Origin of the sequence: Haloterrigena sp. KLK7 (genome assembly GCF_037914945.1) — an archaeon.
Classification (GTDB): domain Archaea; phylum Halobacteriota; class Halobacteria; order Halobacteriales; family Natrialbaceae; genus Haloterrigena; species Haloterrigena salinisoli.
This window is the reverse complement of the sequence record NZ_CP149787.1, coordinates 3379304-3395866: the sequence shown is the minus strand read 5'-3', so window position 1 is coordinate 3395866 and position 16563 is coordinate 3379304. Positions and strand designations below refer to the sequence as shown.

The following is a 16563-nucleotide window of genomic DNA, read 5'->3' as shown; positions in this document are numbered from 1 at the left end:
TCAAACCTGTCAGTGCGATTAAAACCCCACCTCTACACCGAACTGAGCGTCCCCGAGGATAGCTTTTTCTGACATATCTACTGGCCTACTCCGCAGGTGCGTCACCACTAACTGAGATTGACACTCTTCAATCGGAGAGACTAATCCCCACAATGCGCCGAGCGAGTGGAGAACAGCAACGAGCGGCGTGAGTATGACGAGGGCGAGTCCAGTCCCGACAGAATCTCTAGTGTAGAGGGCGCCGAGGAGCGCCCATACGTACAGGAACGCCGTCAGGAGGGCCGAGAAGACGAAATACGTCTGTGCGAATGCCAGCCCATCAGTGGTAACAGAGAGCAGGAGGTGAAGCAGATACGCGGGTGTAAGTGCCCATGCACTAGACCGCAGCCAAAATGCAAGCTGGTACCGGCGCGGAAGCAGGTAGATGCTTTGAACGCCACCCGAGAACCAGCGCCGCCGCTGATTGATCATCTCGCGAAGGGAGGGTGGAGCCTGATTATAGAACTTATCCGTAACCGTTTCGAACTCGAGATCGGGTGTGTATATCGTGTGTGTAAAATCTCTTACTTCTCGGTCCAGTCAGTCATTGGGAACTGGTTGGTGCGAGTCGCGTTTAGTGGTTGCGGAGCCTGACTCCACGGGGCCGGGTTTCGGACGGAGCCCTCGCTATCTGCTCGCGTCTATCTGACCGCTGAGTTCACGCTGCGATGAGAGTCTCGAGATCGAACACTCTCACCCACCCTTGAAGCGACTGGCTCGAGTCGGTTCCGTAATGGCGGATCCCGTCGACCTCGTCGCTCGGTCGCTGGCCGACGAGACCCGACGCGAGTTCGATCGGCGCGTCGACCAGCAGGCCGGCCGGCTCACCGACGCCCTGCGGGCCGGTCGGCTCGACAACCCCGACTTCGGACTGGGACTCGAACTCGAGGCCTACGCCGTCGACGATGAGGGGCGCCTCGCGCACGTCCCGGACGCCGTCTTCGAGGGCCGCTGCGAGCGCGAGCTCGGACGACACAACGTCGAGTTCAACACCGAACCGTCGACGTTCGACGGCCCGGGCATCGCCGCACAGGCGGCGCAACTCGAGCGCCGCGTTCGGAAGGCGCAGTCGGTCGCCGAGGAGGCCGGCCGCGAGATCGTGCTGGACGCGATGTGGACGCGACCGCCGCCGGAGGGCGCCCGCGAGTACCTCGCGGCCACGACGGAGCGGGAGGGCGTGGCGCTCGCCGAGAACATGACGGACTCGCCGCGATACTACGCGATCGACAACGACGTGCTGGCGCGGACGGAGGGTGAGATCGCGCTCTCGGTGCCGGGCGTCGAGGAGACGTTCCCGTCGCTCCTGTTCGAGTCGCTGACGAGTTCCGTCCAGCCGCACGTCCAGATCCCGGACGTCGAGGCGTTTCCCCGGTACTACAACACCGCGCTCGGGACTCTCGGACCGGTGCTGGCGCTCGCGACGAACTCACCGCTGTTGCCGCCGGAGCTATACGATTTCGGCGACGGAGACGAGTCCGCCGGGCCCGCCGATCCGTACGCGCTCCTCGAGGCGACCCACCGCGAACTCCGGATCCCGGTGTTCGAACAGTCCGTCAATCGGGCCTGGGAGAAGGTCCGCGTGCCCCGGCGGATCGCGCGCACGACCGACGCTATCGACAGGCTCGTCGCCGACCAGACCTGTGCACCGTTCCTCCGCGAGTGGCTCGCCGACGGCGATCGCGAGGAGTTCGCCGATCGGTTCTGGGAACTCGACCACAAGCGGGGGACCTACTGGCGGTGGCTCCGAACCGTCGTCGGCGGGCAGCCGGTCGCACAGGGCGATCGCTGGTCGGTCCGGCTCGAGTACCGGCCGCTTCCGACCCAGCCGACGGTCACCGAGACCGTCGGCCTCCAGTGTCTCGTCGCCGGCCTCCTCCGCGGGCTCTGCGCGGCCGACCATCCGCTCGCGACCCTCGAGCGCGAGGCTGCGGTTCGGAGTTTCTACGACGCGGTCGCGAACGGCCTCGAGGCGGATCTCGCGTGGATCACCGCCGGCGGCGATCGCACGTCCGATCGCGACGCGATCTACGACGAACTCTTCGCCTTCGCCCGCCGCGGCCTCCGGGAGCGAGGCGTTCCCACCGCGACGATCGACGAGTTCCTCTCGCCCCTCGAGGCCCGCTGGCGCGAGCGAACGACGCCGAGTCGATGGAAACTCGAGCGCGTCCGGGACGGTCTCGATACGGGCGAGCGGTTCGACGACGCGGTCCGCGAGATGCAGGCCGCGTACGTTCGTCGATCGGGGGCCGGCGACCCGATAACGCAGTGGCCCTGATCGGAGCGCGAGTACCGAGATCGGGATCGACGATCCGACGTCGCGACGGCGATTCCGCCAGCGGAGCGGCTAACTGACTCGAGTCCCAACGGCGGCTATGCACGTCGCGATCGTCACCGTCGGCGACGAGTTGCTGGCCGGAGCGACGACGAACACGAACGCCTCGTGGCTGGCCGAGCGGATCACCGAGCACGGGAGCACCGTCGACCGCATCCTGACGATACCCGACGACCGAGCGCTGATCGCCGACTACGCCGCCCGCTGGAACGACGAGTTCGACGCCGTGATCGTCACTGGCGGGATCGGCGGTACACCCGACGACGTGACCGTCGAAGCCGTCGCGGACGGCCTCGACCGCGATTTCGTCGTCTTCGATCGGATCCGAGAGCGGTTGCTCGAGAAGGCCGCGGAGTTCCGCGACGAGAACCCGGATCTGGTCGACGAGTACGACCTCGACCTCGATCTCGACGCCGCGGCGTCGCTGCCGGAGGGCGCGACGCCGATCGTGACCGACGCGGGCTGGGCGCCGGGCTGTATCGTCGAGGACGTCTACGTCTTCGCGGGGATCCCCGACGAGATGCGGGCCATGTTCAACGCGGTCGAAGACGAGTTCCGGGGCGACGCCGTCGCCGAGACGATCTACACGCCCGCCCCCGAGGGATCGCTGCACGAGGTACTCGAGAGGGTCACCGAAGCGTTCGACGTCAGCGTCGGCAGCTATCCGCGAGGCGAGAATCGGCCGGGACGGATCCGCGTGCGAGGGACCGACGAGGCGGCCGTCGAGGACGCGATCGCCTGGCTCGAGGAACGCGTCGAAACGACCGACCCGCCGTCGGCCGAGTAGTCACCGGTACAGCGAGACGTAGAGCATGCCGAAGCCGACGATAAACGGCACCGTCTCGACGACGCGAAACAGCGTCATCGGATCGGGGAGCTGCGAGACGATCGTCGTGAGCCCGACGCCCATACTGAGAAACGCGAAGCCGATGAACGCGGACTCCAGGCGCTTGGACTGACGTTGTCGATAGGACTGGAAGCTGATGAGCGTCAGCCCGAGCGAGAGCGCGAAGACGGCCATCTGCATCACCATGAGCAGCGCCTGACTGAGCCCGGCCACGGTCATTCGATCTCACCAGCGCGTCGGGTCGGCGTCTCAGTGTCTGTTGCTATCATACTGTCTCGAGTCGTTATTTCACACCGAGCTCGTCCCAGAGCTGGGAGAACCGGTCCGGGAGGTTCTCCTCTCGGAAGATACGAACGTCGTACTCGTCGTCGTCGAGCGAGATGACGGTGCTGTTGAAGTTGCACGTGTACTCCTTGTAGTGGTTCCCGTCGTCCGCGACGAGGGTGCGATACTCGATGAGATCGTTCGCTTCGAGGAGTTCGAGGCGGCGATAGATCGTCGGTTGGGAGAGATCGAGCCGCTCGGCCAGCTCCTTCGCGGAGCCGGGTTCGCGGCTGATCGAGGCGAGGACGGTCCGGGCGTGCTCGTCCCCGATCGTATTGAGAATCTCCTCGATGGAGGATTCGTCGTCCATACGTGACCGCTTTGGTAGTTCATTGCTAAATGTTTTCCGAGTAGCGGAGACAGTTTATCTCAATGATATATGTCCGCCTCGCCCGTGTCCGATCTTTCTCGAAGACGGGGGTAAACGGTCGCGAGAGGGCCGATCCTCGCTGACGAATCGATTCGGCCCGACCGCCGTCGGGATTCCTACCGGAGTTGTCGAGTCGCGTTTTCAATTTGCGAAAATACCTATATATACCCCTTCTCCCGATCCGCAGTCGCTGGCGACGATATATCCGGGAGCGGTGTGAGATACGAGTATGGCAACGACGAACGGTGTATCAGACGGGATGACCGAACCGTGTGACGTCTGCGGAACCGATACGCTCCACGAGATCTCGATCCAGTTGATAACCGAAGGTGACGGGGACACCGCTCAGTACTCCCGGGAACCGTACCGCGTCCGCGAGTGCTCGCGCTGTGGTAACCGCGAGAGCAAGCGGATGAACAACGCGTGACGAGACTACCGCCGCGCTGAGTATCCGGCCGACTCGATAGCCGTACTCGTCCCGGCGCTCGCGGACGGTCGACGATTCTCGACGGCTGCCGTCCCAGAAGAGGAGCGCCGCGGGAACGAGAACGATCTAGCCGTTGTGAAACAGGGTTCGGTGCGCGCCGGGCACGAGGAGTTCGATCAGCGTATCGCTGTCGATACTCGCAGTGACGAACGGAACGAGTGGGATCACTTTGGCGTCGAACCGATCGTCCAGCAGTTCCGTCTCCACTACTCCGGCGACGGCGACGTGGACGAACACGGATGGAATGACACTCGTTGGCGTACTCTACTCTACTCTACTCTACTCTACTCTACTCTACTCTACTCTACCAGTCTTTGCCTCGCTTTCGCGCGGCGAAACGCCGTCGATCACGCCCGGTGGCCCTCGTCGCGTGCGATGACCCGCCCGCTCGATCGATCTCGAGACGTATCAGAAACGGGACAACCTATCTCGACGACTGAATGAAATACGATGTATGATGATTATGTATGGGGTCGGAATTGTTCCGATTTCGGCGGCCCACAATCCCGTTCCCCTCCCGCGATTAGCAATCCAAGCTGTCGAGATAATATACGATATCTCACTCGAACTGGCCGGGAAATCGATCCGAGCGACGGCCGGAAAACCGAGTGATAAGCAACTCATAAGTTATGCAGATCCCCTACGCTATATACGAATGAGAAATCGATCCAGTATCGGGCGATTATGGAAAACGCTTATATGCCTATTCCTCATATCATAGTATAGATTATGACTGGATATTACGACATTGTTCTCGGCCTCATCCCAGTCGCACTGCTCGGCATCACCGCAGCCCTCACGCTCGTGGGACTCTCGTTGACGGCTGCGGTGCCCGTCGGCGCGTTCGTCGCGATGGCGATCATCGGGCACGCGATGTTCGTCAACACGCCCGCAGACGGTGCGGACGAACCCAAGTCCACGCGGCCGCCGATGAACGCCGACTGATCTGCGTCTCGTCTCCCCGGTCTTTATCTCCGCTCGCGTTCCGTTTTCCCGCATGACTTCGACCCTGTTTCTCTCGAGTGACGACGTGACCGACCTCGCGACGCCCGCCGACTACGTCGACGCCGTCCGCGAGGGGTACCGCCAGCGCGGCGAGGGCGCGCCCGCCCAGCCGCGCTCGAAGTTCTTCCGCGCCGACCCCGAGGGAATGCTGACGAGCTACGCGGCCGTCCTCCCCGAGACCGGCGCGATGGGCGGCTACATGTACAGCGCCGGCTTCGGTGCCGGTGACGCGTGGTTTATGACGCCCCTCTTCGACGCCGACAGCGGTGCCCCGCTCGCCCTGCTCGACGGCGCCAGCATGAACCCGCACAAGACCGGCGCGGCGGGCGCCGTCGCGGTCGACGTACTCGCACGCGAGGACGCGGACGCCCTCGCCGTCATCGGAAGCGGCGCGCAGGCGCGGGGCCAACTGCGCGCGACCGCGACCGTCCGCGAGTTCTCCGACATCCGGGTCTACTCGCCGACCCCTGAGAACCGCGAGGCCTTCGCCGCCGACTTCGACGACGCCCTCGCAGCCGACGTCCGCGCGGTCGACTCGAGCGAGGCCGCGGTCTCCGGTGCGGACGTCGTCATCACGGCGACGAAGGCCGGCGAGCCGGTGTTCGACGGCGACGCCCTCGAGCCCGGGACGCACGTCACGGCGATGGGCCAGTACTCGCCGGACAAACGGGAGGTGGACACGCGGACGATCGAGCGGGCGACGTACGTCCCCGACCTCCGAGAGCGCGCGACGTTCGACTCCGGCGAGTTCATGCTGGCCGTCCAGGAGGGCGCCGTCACCGAGGGCGACATCCACGCCGAACTGGGCGAGGTCGTCGCCGGCGAGGCGCCGGGGCGGACGAGCGACGACGAGATCACGCTCTTCGACAGCGGCGGGACGGGCATCGAGACGGTCGCCGCGGCGCACATGCTCTACGAGCGCGCCGAGCGCGAGGGGCGCGGACAGACGATCGAGTTCGCGCCCGCGAGCGAGGCGCTGACCGGCGACTGAACGGGTCTGCAGTTTCCTCTCGTCGCACGAATCGATCTTCAAAATAGGTCGCTGAGAGCCACCCCCAAACCACCGACTGTCGGTCGGTGGTAGCACTCGTTCCGAGTGTGGCTACCGATCGATGGCTGCGTGACGATGCCCGTGCCTCTGACAGTGGATCGTCGCAGCCGGTGGCGGGTCCGATCCCCCCAGACCGGACGGAGCGTGTCGGCAACGACAGGACTCCCACCCCGCCGACTGAACGATTCGACCGGGGCGGAATAAGTGCCGACACTGACGTGGAAGGGTGACCGACCGAGGGGCGCGAACGCGGAGTCCGGTCAGTTCGGATCCGTCGGTGAGGGCCTCGAGTCGCCGACGACCTACTCCGCGGGACGGACCTTGAACCCGTAGCGGGTCACGCCCTCCTGCGTGTAGATGCGGCGGATCGTCGTCTCGATCCGGTCGCCGACCGCGAACGCCTCGGGCGCGGCGTCGGTGCCCATCGCGGAGACGCTGACCGTCTCGCTGCCGTCATCGTCGACGGCTTCTTCTCGCGGGCGTTGCCCGCTCGAACGGTCCGCGGAGCTTTGCTCCGCGCTATCACCGTCTGCTCGTTGCGTCTCCGACGCAACGCTGCTTTCGAGGGCGACGATCGCCGCCGCGTAGTCGCCCGAGCGGGCCTGCTGCTCGGCGAACTCCGGCGGCGCGCCGCCCTGGGAGATGGTCGTGACGGCCTCGACGGTCCCAGTGCCGGGGAGCTCGACCGGCTCGTACTCGACGAGCGCCCCGCAGTCGGCGCAGGCGCCCTCCGGCGGGAACGAGAGCGCGCCGCAGTCGGGACAGCGGCCGGCCTCGAGCCGGTAGCGCTGGGGAATCGACCGCCGCCAGGAGGGGACGCTGACGTAGGCGCCGCCGCCCGACGGCGGGCCGGTCGTGACGACGCCGCGCTGGCGCAGGTACTCGGCGTAGGAGAGGGTATCGTCGCCCTCGAGTGCCGTCTCCGCGGGCACGTCGCCGTCGGCTTCGACGACCAGCGCGTCAGCGCCCGCGCCGCTGCCGTGGGCGACCGCGAGGATCGACTCGTAGCCGTCCTCGAGCGCGCTCGCCAGCGAGACGGGAACGCTCGCGGCGCCCAGATCGCCGAGGTCGTGGACCGCCGCGGCGGCCCGAATCTCGTCGGTGCTCACGCCCGCCGCACCCGCGGCGCGGTAGGGGAGTTTGCCGTCGGGTGCCTGGATCGCCGCCGCGTCGGGATCCGGATCGGTCTCGAGGCCGTCGACGGCGCCGCCGATCGTCTCGGTGAACGCGGCGCGGTCGTACTGCGTGACGCCCAGTCCCCGCGTCTCGTCCTCGCCGGTGTTTCGGAATCGGGTGCCCGGGTACGGAACGGCGTACTCGGCGCGGTCGACGATCTCGGCGGCCCCCTCGCCGGGACTTGGATGCGTCTCCGACGCACCGCTCTCGAGGACGAACGCGGCCGCGCCGGCGCCCGCGGCGTGGTCGACGTCGTCGTCGGGGTCGCCCTTCGGTGCGTCGGCCGCGACGACGAGTCCGGTGGTAGAATCGGCGTCGATCGCGTCCATACCGGCCCAGATCGCCCGCGTTCCGGCGCGCGTGCTGCCGGTGAACAGCTGCTGGGTCGTCGATTCGTCGAGGGCGAGCATCGCGCCCAGTCGTGCGGTCAGGTCCTCCTCGGCCTCGGGCGGTCGTGAGGCGGCGAAGGCGAGCCAGTCGACCGATTCGGGATCGACGGCCGCGGCCTCGAGGGCCCGCGTCGCGGCCTCGTAGCCCATCGTCAGCGGGTCCTCGTCGGCCGCGGGGACGGCCTTCTCGGTGATGCCGGCGGCCTGGAACTGGCCCCACGCCTCCTCGAACGCCTCCGCCGTGATGCGGAACCGCGGTGCGTACGCGCCGACGCCGGTGATCGCGGTCATCAGGCGCTCACCTCCCGCTCCTTCTCGAACACGTGAACGACGGCGGCACCGCCGCTGCCGCCGACGTTGTGGGTCAGGCCGCGGGTCGGGTTCTCGACCTGTCGCTCGCCGGCCTCGCCGGAGAGCTGTTTGAACGCCTCGACGACCTGTCCGGCGCCGGTCGCGCCGATGGGGTGGCCCTTGGACTTGAGACCGCCGGAGGTGTTGACGGGGAGATCGCCGCCGAGTTCGGTCGCGCCGGACTCGATCAGGTCGCCGGCCTCGCCGCGTTCGCAGAAGCCCAGATCCTCGTAGGCCAGCAGTTCGGCGATGGCGAAGCAGTCGTGGACCTCGGCGAAGTCGAGGTCGTCCGGCCCGACGCCGGCCATCTCGTAGGCCGATTCGGCGGCCCGCCGGCTCGCGGGGACCCCGGTGTAGGTGTCGCGCTGGAAGAGGCCGACGTCGTCGCTGCCCGCGCCGACGCCCGCGATCCGGATCGGGTCGTCGGTGTAGTCGTCGACCACGTCCTCGCTGACGATCAGGGCGCAGGCAGCGCCGTCGGAGGTCGGACAGCAGTGATAGAGGTTCAGGGGGTCCGCGACGACGGGGGCGGACTCGGCGTCCTCGAGCGAACACTCGAACCCTAACTGGGCGTGGGGGTTCTTCGCGCCGTTGGCGTGGTTCTTGACGGCGACCCGAGAGAGCTGTTCGCGCGTGGTGCCGTATCGCTCCATGTGGACCGAGGCCATCTGGGCGTAAACGCCGGAGAAGGTCGTCCCGGAGAGCCGCTCCCACTCGGTCTCGCCGGAGACGCCGAGCCAGTACTTCGTCGCGTCGGAGCTCATATCGGACATGATCTCGAAGCCGCCGGCCAGGACGACGTCGGCCATCCCCGACTTGACCGCCTGGACGGCCTGGCGGACGGCGAAGCCGCTGGCCGCGCAGGCGTTCTCGACGCGCGTACAGGGGACGCCCCCGAGGCCGACGTGTTCGGTCACTGCGGGCCCCGAGAGCCCGAGCTGCCGACCGCCGACGCCGAGGTTGCCGATGAACGCCTCGTCGACGTCCGCGCCGCCGATCCCGTTCGGTACGCTCTCCGTCGCCGCTTCGAACGCCGTCCGGAACAGCGACCGGTAGCTCTCCTCCGGGAACGCCCCGTAGTCCGACTGCCCCGCACCGACGAGATACGCGTCTCGCATATACGTGGATGAGATCTCCCAGTATAAAAGATGTACATACTACCGAAGGACGCTGGTTCCACCGATACGTAGCGTTCGACCGTCGAATCGGCCCACCTGCGCTCCGAGCGCGCCGAACGCGAGGGTCGCGGGGAGAAGATCGCCTTCGTGCCCGCGAGCGAAGGGCTGACCGGAGAGTAACGCTCGGCCGGCTATCGCGTTTCGGGCTCCGGCTCCGGTTCGGCCGCTGTCTCCGTGTCGTGCGATCCGGGCGCTCGAGTCGCCTCGACGATCGCCCGAAGGAGCGTCGACTCGGCCGCGCGAAGGCGCTGGGAGACCGCCGACTTCGAGATCGAAAGCTTCGTCGCGAGCGTCTCGAGATCCGTCTCTCGAGGGCAGTCGAAGTATCCCTGCTCGAAAGCGACCTCGAGCGCTTCCCACTGTTTCGGCGTCACGTCCCGGACGTCGATTCGGAGCGTCGTCGGGCGGCGACTCGAGTCGGGCGCGTCGACGATGCGAGCGTCGACCACGTCCTCGACGCAGTCGACGAGCTGTTCGATCGAATCGTCCTCGGTCACGGTTACCGTGACTCGGATCCGGTCGCCGTCGGTATCGTTCCTCATGGGCGGACAGCGCGTTGATCGGCCCCGGGTTTCTCGCTGCTATCGGAGACTGGGACGGGGGAGTTTGTTCCGGTTTGCATCGTTCTAACTGCGCTGGAAACGGAGTCCGATTACCCGTCGTACGTCGGTTTTCGAAGGTCGGTTCTCACGGGTTCGAATCGTAGATCTCGGGATTCGACTCGCCGTCGACGTCGATGATCGCGAGCGCACCCCGCCGAGCCGCGCGGGTTAGTGCGTGGTCGACGACCTTGACGGGACCCGGCACGGGGAACTCCAGTTCGGCCGCGGCGGTCGTCCCCGGCGCCACGGGCGCCGTCTCGATGTTGCGCTCGGGCTCGGTCAGGAGGTCGCCGTCGCGGTAGAACCGGCTCCAGACGTTGCCGATCGGGTGCCACGAACTCAGCAGGTTCGGACCGCCGTTGGCGAAGTAGACGCGGGCGGTCTCGCCGACTTCGGCGCGCATCGGCCCGACGCCGTCCTCGGTGAAACCGTCGGCCTGACCGTTGAAGACGACGTACGTGGGCTGCTCGGCGAGCATGGCGTCGAAGTCGAAGCCGTGGTGGCCCTCCTCGCCGACCGACCCGTTCGTGTAGATCTCGTGCTGGCCGAGGTAGAACTCCCGGTCGACCGCCGGCAGGCCGTCCTCGGGTTCGACGAGGATCGAGCCGAACATCCCGGCGCTGATGTGTTGGTCCATGTTCGGGATCGCACAGTGGTAGATGAACACGCCCGGGTACTCGGCCCTGAAGCTGATCTGCGCGGGACCGTCGTCGGGGCTGATCGTCGTCGCGTCGGCACCGCCGCCCGGGCCGTAGACCGCGTGGAAGTCCATGTTGTGGTTCGTCACGTTCAGGTCGCCGGGAACCTCGAAGGTGAGGGTGACGCGGTCGCCGCGGCGGACCCGAATCATTGGGCCGGGAACCCGCCCCTCGAAGGTCATGTAGTCGAACGTGACTCCCGGTTCGATCTCGGCGGTCACCCGTTCGGTTCGAATCGTGACGTCGTGCTCGCGAGGTTCGTTCCAGTCGACCGGATCGGGAACGTCGGTCGGATCGCGAGCGACCCGATCGACGTCGACGGACTCAGCTGTCGACAGGTCCGCGTCGTCGCCCGTCTCGGCATCGGTGTCCTGTGCGGCCCCGTCGCCGTCGTCTGACGTCCCGCCGAGACAACCGGCGATCGCCAGCGCGGTCGCCGCACCGGTCGTCTGCAGGAATCGTCGTCGGGAATCGGTGTTCGAGGTCATGACGTGACACTCGAGTATCGATTCGTTCGATTATTGAACCGAGAGGCGCGTTTCTCCGAGGTGGGAACCCCACTGCAGGGGTACAGCCGCGTTACCTCCGATCGAGAACGTACCCGATGATGTTCTACTTCCGATATAAGTCGATTCGTCGCCGCGAGACCGGCCGTCCGATTTCGATCCCGACGGCCGGCGCGCCCTCGAGCGAACCGCGCGACGGGAGCCGGGACCGCCGACCGTCGATACTATTCGTGAGACGCGACGCGGGATTCAAACGTCTCGTCGTCGTACACCGGGTATGTCCCGTGCAGACGAACTCGTGGCCGTCCTCGAGACGGTGGGGTCGCTGGCGATCGTCTGCCACGACAACCCCGATCCGGACTGTCTGGCCAGCGCCCTGGCCCTCGAGGCGATCGCGACCGACCACGACGTCGAGGAGGTGACGATCGCCTACGGCGGCGAGATCTCCCATCAGCAGAACCGGGCCCTCGTCAACATGCTCGATATCTCCCTGCAGTCGGTCGAGAACACCGCCATCGAGGGCTACGACTGCGTCGGCTTCGTCGATCACTCCCAGCCGGGGGCCAACACCGAACTGCCGGCGACGATCACGCCCGGGATCATCGTCGATCACCACCCCGGTGAGGCCGTCGGCGCGACCTTCGAGGACGTCCGAACCCGGATCGGTGCGACCGCGACCATATTCGTCGAGTACCTCTGCGAGCTCGAGATCGAGTTGACGACGCGGCTCGCCTCGGCGCTGCTGTTCGCGCTCCACCGCGAGCGTCTGGATTTCGTCCGTGAGCCGACCCGCCGGGAGTACGAGGCGGCGCTGGCGGTCTACCCTCACGCGGACCTGGAGACCCTCGAGCAACTCTACAGCAGCGCGTTCTCCCCGGGAACGCTCGACGCGATCGGGAAGGCGATCGCGAGCCGCGAGCGGCGGGGCTCCTCGCTGGTCGCGAGCGTCGCCAAGACGACCGAGACCGACGCCCTGCCTCAGGCCGCGGACTACCTGCTGAACCTCGAGGGCGTCGACACCGTGCTCGTCTACGGGGTCGTCGACGGCGCGATCCGGTTGAGCGCGCGGTCGATCGATCCGCGGATCCACATCGGCGAGACGCTCCAGACCGCCTTCGACGATCTCGGACAGGTCGGCGGTCACCACGATATGGCCGGCGGGCGGATCGAACTCGGCCTCTTCGCCGACGAGGCCGACGATACGGACGCGTTGCTCGAGTTCGTCGACGGCCGCCTCACGCGTCGGTTCTTCGACGCCCTGAACCTCGACGACGACCGGTGAGCGCGCGCCAGTCGATCCGCGCACACACCTGGTGACGGGGCCGGCGTGATCGGTCTGCGGGTGTTGGCTGCGGCATCGCTCGTCAGTCGACGTCGATCGTCCGCGTCTCGCCGCTGGGCTCCAGTTTCGGGAGTCGAACCGTCAGGACGCCGTTGTTGACGGTCGCGGTCACGGCGTCGGCGTCGACGGGTTCGGGGAGCCGAATCTGCCGGCTGAACGATTGGAGTTCGCGCTCGCGGCGGATGTACGTTCCCTCGCGCTCGCCCGTCTCGCGTCTTCCGTCGCGCTCACCTGTCTCGTGTGTGCCGTCGCGCTCGCCCGTTTCGTCGGTCTCGTCGGCCTCACCACCCTCGAGATCATCGCGTTCGTCGATTCCGTCGCTCTCCTCGAACGCCCGTTGCCGTTCGCCGCTGATGGCGAGCGTGTCGCCGCGGAGTCGGATCTCGAGGTCGTCGCTCTCGTAGCCGGGGACGTCGACGGTGGCGACGAACTCGTCGCCCCGGTCGGTCAGGTCCAGCCGAGTCCCTCCCCCGCCCATCGAGAGGTCGAGTCGACTGCGGTCGTCGACCTCCGACTGCCAGGTTCGGGCGGCCGTCTCGAGTCGTCGATTCAGTTGGTCGAACAGGTCGTCGAGGCCGTCGAACGGAGTGGGTCGATCTGACATGGTATAGTGTGACGTACGTCTTGGACGGCGAAAAAGGCCACTCTCGTCGTCGCGGAGTGTCACGCGAGGGGACGTATCGAAGCGAGACATTGCGGCAGAACCGAGGGGTGGGCTGGTCGTTTTTACGCTCCGTCCCGTACGGTCGCGTATGAGTTCTGCACTGTTCGTCGTCAGCGAAGAGGGGTACTGGGGAGAGGAATGCGTCGAGCCGCTCGAGACGCTCTCGGACGCGGGTCTGGAGATCACGGTCGCGACGCCCTCCGGGAAGCCGCCGAAGGTCGACGAGCGCTCGATCGACCCCGACGAGGTCGGCGAGGAGACCGCCGAGCACGTCCGGGAAGTCCACGAGAACGACGAGCGGCTGAACGATCCGATTCCGACCGCCCAGGCCGAGGCCGAGGGATACGACGCGGTCGTCTTCCCCGGCGGCCACGGCACCGAGTGGGACGTCAATCAGGACAGCGACGCGCGTCGCCTCCTCCGCGAGGCGGTCGCGGACGACGACGGCAAGGCGCTGGTCGTCTGTCACGCCGTCGGTATCCTCGCGTTCGCCCGCGATCGACAGGGCGCGTTCATCGTCAACGGCCGGGACGTCACCGGCTTCCCCAACGAGTGGGAGGAGGGAATCGTCGACGAGAACGATCTGATGCCCAGCGGCCGGAAACTGCCCTACTGGGTCGAAGACGAGGTCAAAGAAGCCGGCGCCAACTGGGACGCCGAACTCGACGAGGACACCAGCGTCACCGTCGACGGCGACCTGCTCACCGCCCGCGGCCCCGGCTCCTCGAGCGCGGCGGCCGAGACGCTGCTCGAGGAACTCGGGGAGTAACGACGGACGACGTCGTCCGCTCGAACGAATACCGCCTGCGTGATAGTTTGCGGCTCGCTTCGGACTGCGCTAGCCGTCGACCGAGCGAGTTATCCCCGCTGGTTCCCGAGCACACCTGTGGTCCCCGCTGAATCGAACCCGTCCGCAGACGCCCAATTAGAGAGCCGTAGCTACCGAATCACGGTCGACGACGGCCGCGAGTCGTTCTTCGCGCTCAGTATCGAAGACGCCGCCAACGAGGACGCGTGGCTCATGTCGGACACCGTCGTCGCGCTGAAGAACATGCGATAGTCCGACCGTTCCCGGCGGACGATCGCACCGGAGCGCTCGAGTCCCGACCCGACGGCGCGACTCCGCGAGCGCCGTCGATGAGAAAGCGCTTCACGACGGACGCTGTTTCCTGATTCGATGAGACGTCGGACCCTACTGACAACCGGCGGCGTTCTCGCGGGAACGGTCACCGCTGGCCTCGCGAGTCGACCGTCGAGTAACGACCCGCTGCTCGCGGCCGCTCGAGCGCCGAGCGACGCGGGCGAGGCCGAAACGCAGACGGAACGAATCCTTCCGGATACCGATCACGAGACGCCGCTGTACGAGATCGACTCGCCGCGAGACGGGCCGACGGCGATGATCTTCGGCGGCGTTCACGGCGACGAGCGAAGCGGGATCGCGGTCGCCCGCGAGGTCGTCGACTGGCGCCCCGACGCGGGCACGCTCGTCGTCGTCCCCGAGACGAACCGCGTGGCCGTCGAAAACGATGAACGCGAGGGGATCGACGGCGATCTGAACCGCCAGTTCCCGGCCGGACGGGAGCCGACTAGCGAACTCGCGCGCGGGCTCTGGAACGCCGTCGAACGCCGCGAGCCGGACGTCGTCCTCGACCTCCACCGGTCGCTCGGCGTCTACGGCCTCCACCAGGAGTTCGTCGGGCAGGCCGTCTTCCACTCGCCCGACGCCCGCGGCGACGAACTCGCCGACGCGCTCGACGCGGACGGCGTCCCCTGGTACCTCCCCTTCCACCGGTTCACGGCCCGGGAGACCGACCTCTCGAGTCCCCTGCTCTTCCAGAAGGCCGCCCGCGAACTCGAGTCGACGGCCTACCTCTTCGAGACGACCGAGTTCCTGCTGGACCGCGAGACGAGGCTCGAACTGACGCGGCTGGCGACGGCCCACGTCCTCTCGATGCACGGCCTGCTCGAGACCGGGGGTGCCGAATGACTACCGAACGCGGGCGTCCGAACGGGGGCGGCACCATCGGAGATCGCCTGCCGGCGTCGCTCCGGCGGGCCGTCGCGAGCCCCGCGACGCTCGTCGCCTTCGCGGCGCTGGTCGTCCCCTTCGCCCTCGGCTGGCTCGAGACGCGGCTCTTCTCGCCGCTCGCGCTCCCGGGGTATCTGCTCTACAGCGTCGGGACGGCCATCGGGAACGTCGTGGCGCCGCGGTTCGAGTTCTGGGTCTACTGGGCGCCGTTCCTCGCCTCGAGCTACGGGATCGCGGCCGCCGTCGGCTACGGCTACGAGCGGTGGCGCGGGCGGACGGCGGAGTGAGCGACCGGAATCGATCGCGCGAGCGCCCTCGAGCGCCGACATCGGCGGCGGAATCAGTCCCTTTTTACGCGACGACGGGGAAGCATCGGGTATGAGCTTCGAGGAAGACGATCGCGTCGTCCTGAACGACGAGCACAGCGAGTTCGACGGAGAGACCGGGACCGTCACCCAGACGATGGAGTCGATGTTCGGCGACGTTACCTACACCGTCAGCTTCGAGGACGGACAGGAGACCGGCGTCCCCGAGGACGACCTCGAGGCGGCGGACGAAGACGACGACGAGGAATAACGACCGCTGGTCGCGAGGATCGATTCGCGACCGTCTCACGGACACGGACAGGTTCAGATGCCACAGATCCCGCTACACTACGTCGACCTACGCACGTTCTGTTACGCCACCGAGGACGAGAAGCGCGTCGAGGAGGCGCTGCGCACGTTTCTTCCCGACGGCGAGGACGACGAACCGTTCCCGATCGAACGCACCGAGAGCGAGGGCCACTACGGCGACCGCATCCTCGTGCTCTCGGCCCGCGTCGAGAACGCCGACGACGTCCGCCACGTCCTCTCGCGGCTGTCCGACCTCGAGTCGTTCGACGACGTGATCGGCGAACTCGACGAGCGGGTCACCGAGAACACCGAACTCTTTCTGCGACTCGACAAGCAGGCCGCCTTCGAGGGTGACGTCCGACTCGGCGACGGGATCACCTTCCGCGGGAAGGTCGAGGCCTACCCCGCCAAGAAGGAGCAGGCCGTCGAGAACGCCCGCGAGGTTCTCGAGCGGCTCCGCGAGCAGGACTGAGTAGCGAGTCCGATTCCGGCCGCTATCGATCTCTGTACGTTCGTCGTCCGTGAGTGACGTCTGTCTCGTCGGACCGACCGTGAGCGT

Annotated in this window: 21 protein-coding genes; 12 read left to right on the top strand and 9 right to left on the bottom strand. The window is 66.9% G+C overall.

The window, feature by feature from the left end; genetic code table 11:
- Nucleotides 1-18: 18 nt before the first annotated feature.
- Nucleotides 19-471: a hypothetical protein gene (locus WD430_RS16820; RefSeq protein WP_407067128.1), complete on the bottom strand. Its 453-nt coding sequence runs from the start codon at nt 469-471 to the stop codon at nt 19-21.
- Between the two features lie 301 nt (nt 472-772).
- Between WD430_RS16820 and WD430_RS16815 the strand changes: the two genes are divergently transcribed.
- On the top strand, nt 773-2314 hold the full coding sequence (locus tag WD430_RS16815; RefSeq protein WP_339103575.1) for a hypothetical protein: 1542 nt from the start codon (nt 773-775) through the stop codon (nt 2312-2314).
- 97 nt (nt 2315-2411) lie between these two features.
- Nucleotides 2412-3158 carry a molybdopterin-binding protein gene (locus WD430_RS16810; protein ID WP_339103574.1) on the top strand — a complete coding sequence of 249 codons (747 nt, stop codon included), beginning with the start codon at nt 2412-2414 and terminating at the stop codon, nt 3156-3158.
- On the opposite strand, the gene WD430_RS16805 is transcribed toward WD430_RS16810, so the two are convergent.
- Both WD430_RS16805 and WD430_RS16800 read right to left on the bottom strand, forming a co-directional pair.
- Complete coding sequence (locus tag WD430_RS16805) at nt 3159-3437, bottom strand: hypothetical protein (RefSeq protein ID WP_008895192.1); 279 nt, start codon at nt 3435-3437, stop codon at nt 3159-3161.
- A 64-nt stretch (nt 3438-3501) separates the two neighbouring features.
- Entirely contained in the window at nt 3502-3852 is a 351-nt protein-coding gene (locus tag WD430_RS16800) for a helix-turn-helix domain-containing protein (protein ID WP_339103573.1), read from the bottom strand.
- Between the two features lie 289 nt (nt 3853-4141).
- Here WD430_RS16800 and WD430_RS16795 point away from each other — a divergent pair, with 289 nt between their 5' ends.
- A complete protein-coding gene (locus tag WD430_RS16795; RefSeq protein ID WP_339103572.1) occupies nt 4142-4339 on the top strand; it encodes a hypothetical protein in 198 nt (65 codons plus the stop codon).
- 126 nt (nt 4340-4465) lie between these two features.
- Here WD430_RS16795 and WD430_RS16790 read toward each other — a convergent pair whose 3' ends face one another.
- Nucleotides 4466-4606 (bottom strand): hypothetical protein, encoded by a 141-nt coding sequence (locus WD430_RS16790; RefSeq protein ID WP_339103571.1) that lies wholly within the window; start codon nt 4604-4606, stop codon nt 4466-4468.
- Nucleotides 4607-5128: 522 nt separating this feature from the next.
- On the opposite strand from WD430_RS16790, the gene WD430_RS16785 reads away from it, so the two are divergent.
- On the top strand, nt 5129-5344 hold the full coding sequence (locus tag WD430_RS16785) for a hypothetical protein (protein ID WP_049914556.1): 216 nt from the start codon (nt 5129-5131) through the stop codon (nt 5342-5344).
- Between the two features lie 52 nt (nt 5345-5396).
- Entirely contained in the window at nt 5397-6395 is a 999-nt protein-coding gene (locus WD430_RS16780) for an ornithine cyclodeaminase family protein (RefSeq protein ID WP_339103570.1), read from the top strand.
- A 362-nt stretch (nt 6396-6757) separates the two neighbouring features.
- On the opposite strand, the gene WD430_RS16775 is transcribed toward WD430_RS16780, so the two are convergent.
- The 4 genes from WD430_RS16775 to nirK form a co-directional block, all read right to left on the bottom strand.
- The gene (locus WD430_RS16775; RefSeq protein ID WP_339103569.1) at nt 6758-8311 is read right to left on the bottom strand and encodes a zinc ribbon domain-containing protein; all 1554 of its coding nucleotides are present in this window, start codon (nt 8309-8311) and stop codon (nt 6758-6760) included.
- A complete protein-coding gene (locus tag WD430_RS16770) occupies nt 8311-9489 on the bottom strand; it encodes a thiolase domain-containing protein (RefSeq protein WP_339103568.1) in 1179 nt (392 codons plus the stop codon). Before WD430_RS16770 ends, WD430_RS16775 begins: the two co-directional genes overlap by 1 nt.
- Before the next feature lie 191 nt (nt 9490-9680).
- Complete coding sequence (locus tag WD430_RS16765) at nt 9681-10091, bottom strand: helix-turn-helix domain-containing protein (protein ID WP_339103567.1); 411 nt, start codon at nt 10089-10091, stop codon at nt 9681-9683.
- A 145-nt stretch (nt 10092-10236) separates the two neighbouring features.
- Nucleotides 10237-11337, bottom strand: coding sequence for a copper-containing nitrite reductase (gene nirK, locus WD430_RS16760; protein WP_339103566.1), 1101 nt, complete (start codon nt 11335-11337; stop codon nt 10237-10239).
- Between the two features lie 295 nt (nt 11338-11632).
- On the opposite strand from nirK, the gene WD430_RS16755 reads away from it, so the two are divergent.
- Nucleotides 11633-12637 (top strand): bifunctional oligoribonuclease/PAP phosphatase NrnA, encoded by a 1005-nt coding sequence (locus WD430_RS16755; RefSeq protein ID WP_339103565.1) that lies wholly within the window; start codon nt 11633-11635, stop codon nt 12635-12637.
- A gap of 82 nt (nt 12638-12719) precedes the next feature.
- Here the strand turns inward: WD430_RS16755 and WD430_RS16750 are convergent, their stop codons facing one another.
- On the bottom strand, nt 12720-13301 hold the full coding sequence (locus WD430_RS16750) for an Hsp20/alpha crystallin family protein (RefSeq protein ID WP_339103564.1): 582 nt from the start codon (nt 13299-13301) through the stop codon (nt 12720-12722).
- Between the two features lie 148 nt (nt 13302-13449).
- On the opposite strand from WD430_RS16750, the gene WD430_RS16745 reads away from it, so the two are divergent.
- The 6 genes from WD430_RS16745 to WD430_RS16720 all read left to right on the top strand — a co-directional run bounded on the left by WD430_RS16745 (nt 13450) and on the right by WD430_RS16720 (nt 16476).
- Nucleotides 13450-14130 carry a type 1 glutamine amidotransferase domain-containing protein gene (locus WD430_RS16745; RefSeq protein WP_339103563.1) on the top strand — a complete coding sequence of 227 codons (681 nt, stop codon included), beginning with the start codon at nt 13450-13452 and terminating at the stop codon, nt 14128-14130.
- Nucleotides 14131-14247: 117 nt separating this feature from the next.
- Complete coding sequence (locus tag WD430_RS16740) at nt 14248-14421, top strand: hypothetical protein (RefSeq protein ID WP_339103562.1); 174 nt, start codon at nt 14248-14250, stop codon at nt 14419-14421.
- A gap of 117 nt (nt 14422-14538) precedes the next feature.
- Nucleotides 14539-15348 carry a succinylglutamate desuccinylase/aspartoacylase family protein gene (locus tag WD430_RS16735; RefSeq protein ID WP_339103561.1) on the top strand — a complete coding sequence of 270 codons (810 nt, stop codon included), beginning with the start codon at nt 14539-14541 and terminating at the stop codon, nt 15346-15348.
- The gene (locus WD430_RS16730; RefSeq protein WP_339103560.1) at nt 15345-15677 is read left to right on the top strand and encodes a hypothetical protein; all 333 of its coding nucleotides are present in this window, start codon (nt 15345-15347) and stop codon (nt 15675-15677) included. Before WD430_RS16735 ends, WD430_RS16730 begins: the two co-directional genes overlap by 4 nt.
- A gap of 91 nt (nt 15678-15768) precedes the next feature.
- The gene (locus tag WD430_RS16725; protein WP_339103559.1) at nt 15769-15966 is read left to right on the top strand and encodes a DUF1918 domain-containing protein; all 198 of its coding nucleotides are present in this window, start codon (nt 15769-15771) and stop codon (nt 15964-15966) included.
- 57 nt (nt 15967-16023) lie between these two features.
- Nucleotides 16024-16476: an RNA-binding protein gene (locus tag WD430_RS16720; RefSeq protein ID WP_339103558.1), complete on the top strand. Its 453-nt coding sequence runs from the start codon at nt 16024-16026 to the stop codon at nt 16474-16476.
- Nucleotides 16477-16563: the final 87 nt, after the last annotated feature.

Excerpts from the sequence above, each read along its gene's own strand:
- WD430_RS16820 (WP_407067128.1), bottom strand. The coding sequence starts at position 471 with ATGATCAATCAGCGGCGGCGCTGGTTCTCGGGTGGCGTTCAAAGCATC.
- WD430_RS16815 (WP_339103575.1), top strand. The coding sequence starts at position 773 with ATGGCGGATCCCGTCGACCTCGTCGCTCGGTCGCTGGCCGACGAGACC.
- WD430_RS16810 (WP_339103574.1), top strand. The coding sequence starts at position 2,412 with ATGCACGTCGCGATCGTCACCGTCGGCGACGAGTTGCTGGCCGGAGCG.
- WD430_RS16805 (WP_008895192.1), bottom strand. The coding sequence starts at position 3,437 with ATGACCGTGGCCGGGCTCAGTCAGGCGCTGCTCATGGTGATGCAGATG.
- WD430_RS16800 (WP_339103573.1), bottom strand. The coding sequence starts at position 3,852 with ATGGACGACGAATCCTCCATCGAGGAGATTCTCAATACGATCGGGGAC.
- WD430_RS16795 (WP_339103572.1), top strand. The coding sequence starts at position 4,142 with ATGGCAACGACGAACGGTGTATCAGACGGGATGACCGAACCGTGTGAC.
- WD430_RS16785 (WP_049914556.1), top strand. The coding sequence starts at position 5,129 with ATGACTGGATATTACGACATTGTTCTCGGCCTCATCCCAGTCGCACTG.
- WD430_RS16780 (WP_339103570.1), top strand. The coding sequence starts at position 5,397 with ATGACTTCGACCCTGTTTCTCTCGAGTGACGACGTGACCGACCTCGCG.
- WD430_RS16775 (WP_339103569.1), bottom strand. The coding sequence starts at position 8,311 with ATGACCGCGATCACCGGCGTCGGCGCGTACGCACCGCGGTTCCGCATC.
- WD430_RS16770 (WP_339103568.1), bottom strand. The coding sequence starts at position 9,489 with ATGCGAGACGCGTATCTCGTCGGTGCGGGGCAGTCGGACTACGGGGCG.
- WD430_RS16765 (WP_339103567.1), bottom strand. The coding sequence starts at position 10,091 with ATGAGGAACGATACCGACGGCGACCGGATCCGAGTCACGGTAACCGTG.
- nirK (WP_339103566.1), bottom strand. The coding sequence starts at position 11,337 with ATGACCTCGAACACCGATTCCCGACGACGATTCCTGCAGACGACCGGT.
- WD430_RS16755 (WP_339103565.1), top strand. The coding sequence starts at position 11,633 with ATGTCCCGTGCAGACGAACTCGTGGCCGTCCTCGAGACGGTGGGGTCG.
- WD430_RS16750 (WP_339103564.1), bottom strand. The coding sequence starts at position 13,301 with ATGTCAGATCGACCCACTCCGTTCGACGGCCTCGACGACCTGTTCGAC.
- WD430_RS16745 (WP_339103563.1), top strand. The coding sequence starts at position 13,450 with ATGAGTTCTGCACTGTTCGTCGTCAGCGAAGAGGGGTACTGGGGAGAG.
- WD430_RS16735 (WP_339103561.1), top strand. The coding sequence starts at position 14,539 with ATGAGACGTCGGACCCTACTGACAACCGGCGGCGTTCTCGCGGGAACG.
- WD430_RS16730 (WP_339103560.1), top strand. The coding sequence starts at position 15,345 with ATGACTACCGAACGCGGGCGTCCGAACGGGGGCGGCACCATCGGAGAT.
- WD430_RS16725 (WP_339103559.1), top strand. The coding sequence starts at position 15,769 with ATGAGCTTCGAGGAAGACGATCGCGTCGTCCTGAACGACGAGCACAGC.
- WD430_RS16720 (WP_339103558.1), top strand. The coding sequence starts at position 16,024 with ATGCCACAGATCCCGCTACACTACGTCGACCTACGCACGTTCTGTTAC.